Origin of the sequence: Lactococcus sp., from assembly GCF_036648155.1 — a bacterium.
Lineage (GTDB): Bacteria > Bacillota > Bacilli > Lactobacillales > Streptococcaceae > Lactococcus > Lactococcus cremoris.
The window spans coordinates 1-3,437 of the sequence record NZ_JAVXIY010000020.1 but is presented as its reverse complement, the minus strand read 5'-3'; the positions used below and the strand labels follow the sequence as shown (position 1 = coordinate 3,437).

Here is a 3,437-nt window from a genome sequence, read left to right as displayed (position 1 = left end):
TCTCAATCTACACGTGCATTTGGTTCAAAAAAGGCGCTATCAAAGCCTTCTCAAAAACATAGCGGAGGAAAGGTAGCAAAAGTAAGCAAAAAACAAGGGAAAAAAATAGTTACTCAACCCTTGATTCAGCAACTTGATGAAAATGAGTCAACTGAAGGTGTAAAAAACCTGAAGAAGGCTCAAGATAATGTCCAATCTACTTATAAGACCACTAAAAAGGTCAAAGGTTTTTTAACGAAACATGAAAAATTTGGTCGTTCTGTCAATAGTCAAACAAAGCAAGATTTTCGCTTTCATACCAATAATACGCCAAAAAAATCTAAGATTGAAAAAGGACTAAACTCAAATCCATTTATCAAGCCAAATAGTAATGCTTCGCTTGGTAAATCATTAGTCCAAAAGATAACTAATTCCATTCAAAAGGTTGCTGTAGCGGTAATGAATAAGCCAACAGCAATGATTGGTGGCGCAGTTGTTGTCGTGGGTGTACTATTCTTAGGGTTAATCTCTATTTTCTTTCCTGCGATTATGAACTCAAATAATCAGCAGGCAGAAACCTATGGGGTAACTTATGTTAAGCATTGGAGTGAAGATGGAGATGCCTATTATTCTGATTACCTGGCACAACGTTACGGAATTACTGCAGAGCAAATAGACGGTTTTATTAAAAGCCAAGGATTTACTGGCCTAGATAGTCGAGCAAGCGGTACGGAGTTTTTAAAACTTCAAAGTGAATCAAACATTGATGTTCGAATGCTTGTTGCTTTTGCTCAAATGGAGAGTTCATACGGTACAGCAGGAGTTGCAGCAGACTATCCAAAATCAAATATTTTTGGATATGGGGCAGTAGACAATGACCCTGATCAGGGGGCATCCTGGGACAATGATAGAGCTGTTACAGATTTTAAAGCTACTCAATATGATAAATATAGTAACACCTCACTTTATATCATGGATTTACGTGCTGCAGCCTATCACTCAGGGGCTTTAAAACCAGGAGAAGCAGTCTATTGGACAGCTATAGATTCTGGCAAGCAACGTGCAAAAGTTGCTGAAGCGTTTGATAAATATATTGATGAGCATGGCGGAACACCTGCTCCACCTAACGGATATGGGCCAGTAGATGGCGGTGGGGGTAGTGCCAATGTTGAAGTCTTAAATAAGATGCTTGGCCAAATTATACCAGGAGACTTTGGAGGCTTAACAGGTCAATGTTACGCAGTATCAGCCTATTATGCGCATAGCATTAACTCAAATATTATTTTACGAGGTGGGGTTGCTGCTTCAGATATTGGTTCAGACTATGATTGGAAAGGTTGGGGTTGGACAGTTGTTAATGAGCCTAAATACTCACAAATTAAAGTTGGAGATATTATCAACTTTAAACGTGGTGCAAACATGGGAACATGGAATACAGATGCTGAAAATGGGCATACTGCAGTTGTAGGAAAAATATTAGGGAAGAATGAATTAATGATCTATGACCAAAATCCTACTCCATTAAAAACGTGGACTTACACGTATAATTCAGGGGTTGCTTCAGTAATCCATCCACCTAAAAAATAAATAAAGGAAAAACCTATGATTGATAATAAAAAGCGAAGAAATATTATTGTGGGAATCTGTTTAGTAGTGGCACTCGTTGTCATTGCGATTGTATTTGCGGTGGTTAACATTTTCAATGGTAATCATAAAGCCGCTATTCCCACTCCTAAAACATCTATTTCTACAAAACAAAGCACAAAAGAAACATCAGAAAGTTCTGAAAAGGATAGCACATCTAGTGAGGAACAGGACACAGATAAAGAGGCTACTCCAAAAGAAAATCTCCAAAACTTCATCAAGTCTTATGTTACTTATGACTTAAATGATAATTCAATTCAAAAACGTGCCTCATATCTTGAGACACTCATGACTCATCAAGCCTATGCAAGTAGCTACATTGCTCAGGATGCTCAAACGTTAAGTGCTATGGTTAAAACCTATAAGAAAACAAAGCAAATTAATACTTCAAATTCTACTCAACTTGTGGCTCGAAGCTACAAAAAAGGGAGTATTTACCAAAGCTCTGATGATAAAAATAAATACTTTGTTGAAATTGAATATTTAGAAACACCAATCTACCAAAAAGAAGGTTATATGGTAGATAGTAAATATGATGTTACGATGGATGAAAATAAAGTGGCCGCAATTAATTTAACAGAGAGTAAAAATATACCAGGAGGAAATGCAAATAATGGCTAAGGTATCAAAGAATAAACTTAATCAGCTTAAAAGCAAGTTGAAAAAAGAAGAAGATAATTTAATTAAGATTCAGGAAAATATTAATGATTTAAAAAAGCAAATTGAATCTGAACAAACTGAACTTTTCATGAAAACACTAAAAGAAGCAGGGGTAGATTTTGAGGAGGCAATTGATACTGTTCTTTTGATTAGCAGCGATCAACAACCAACTCCTCAATTACCAAATCGTTCGATGGAGGATAGTATCTAATGGCTATTATGAGAGTATTACAAGACCGACTTTCATCTTTTACTTATGAATTGTCGGATACAAAGAATTTTGAAGAAAAAGAATTACATAGTTATAAAGACCTGGTTGAACATGTAAAATCTGAAAATCTAAGATTGCTGATGGAAAACACTAAAGGTCAAGTGACAATCACGAAAGTTGACCGTGCCTTATATGCAAAAGCATATTATGGTCAATCTTTCTTTCTACCACAAAATGAGTCAACTGACTGGAATAAAGAATTAGTAGCATTCAAAACTAAAAAACCAATTCCATTTGAAGTTTCAAAACCTAACGTGGAAGAAGAGGTGAAAGAGTTGGAAATAGTCGAGACTGAATCATCTAGCTCCTCTACAATTAGTCCTACTGTAGAAGTTGAGGAAAAATCAGAAACTGCAGTACCTACAGAAGATACTCCACTTAATCCGTTTGAAAATGAAAATGATTTTGAAGAGGAAGCTCTCCCACTTTCTACCCCTTCGTTTAATCTTTCATCTCTTATTGAGAAGTACGATCAAGCTGAAGTAACTGAACCAGTTGTAGAAAAATCTAAAATTACTCCTTTCCCCCCTGCAGCCGCAAAAAATTTCTCAGATTTTATCAATAACTTTAAAAGTCAAGGGCTTGACCAACTCTCACAATTTGTTAAAACCAAAAATCAAGAAATGTATGATGAAATCCGTCAGCTTGATCATCGTGCAAATATCAGAGAAGAAGTCACTTCTAACCTTAACAAGAAATATTCAATTGAAAAACAAAACATTCATACTGAATGCCAAGATGAATTAGATAAGCAAATACAGGCTGAAAAGCTTAGACACGAGCAAGCCATCGAAAAAATCAGAAGTGATATTGAAAACAGTCAATCTGAAAAAGTTACAAAGCTAAAAAATCGGTTTATTCTTGCTAAGGAAAATGAAATTAG

General features: G+C 35.7%; 4 protein-coding genes. All 4 read left to right on the top strand.

Features of this window, described 5'->3' with window-relative positions:
• A partial coding sequence (locus RSC39_RS11845; protein ID WP_332537424.1) for a CHAP domain-containing protein occupies window positions 1–1,566 on the top strand: 1,566 nt, incomplete at its 5' end.
• A 15-nt stretch (window positions 1,567–1,581) separates the two neighbouring features.
• Window positions 1,582–2,244: a hypothetical protein gene (locus RSC39_RS11840; protein ID WP_311803591.1), complete on the top strand. Its 663-nt coding sequence runs from the start codon at window positions 1,582–1,584 to the stop codon at window positions 2,242–2,244.
• Window positions 2,237–2,494 carry a hypothetical protein gene (locus RSC39_RS11835; RefSeq protein WP_332537420.1) on the top strand — a complete coding sequence of 86 codons (258 nt, stop codon included), beginning with the start codon at window positions 2,237–2,239 and terminating at the stop codon, window positions 2,492–2,494. Before RSC39_RS11840 ends, RSC39_RS11835 begins: the two co-directional genes overlap by 8 nt.
• Window positions 2,494–3,437: hypothetical protein (locus tag RSC39_RS11830; protein ID WP_332537418.1), on the top strand; the 944-nt coding region annotated here is incomplete at its 3' end. The genes RSC39_RS11835 and RSC39_RS11830, both read left to right, overlap by 1 nt.

Excerpts from the sequence above, each read along its gene's own strand:
- RSC39_RS11840 (WP_311803591.1), top strand. The coding sequence starts at position 1,582 with ATGATTGATAATAAAAAGCGAAGAAATATTATTGTGGGAATCTGTTTA.
- RSC39_RS11835 (WP_332537420.1), top strand. The coding sequence starts at position 2,237 with ATGGCTAAGGTATCAAAGAATAAACTTAATCAGCTTAAAAGCAAGTTG.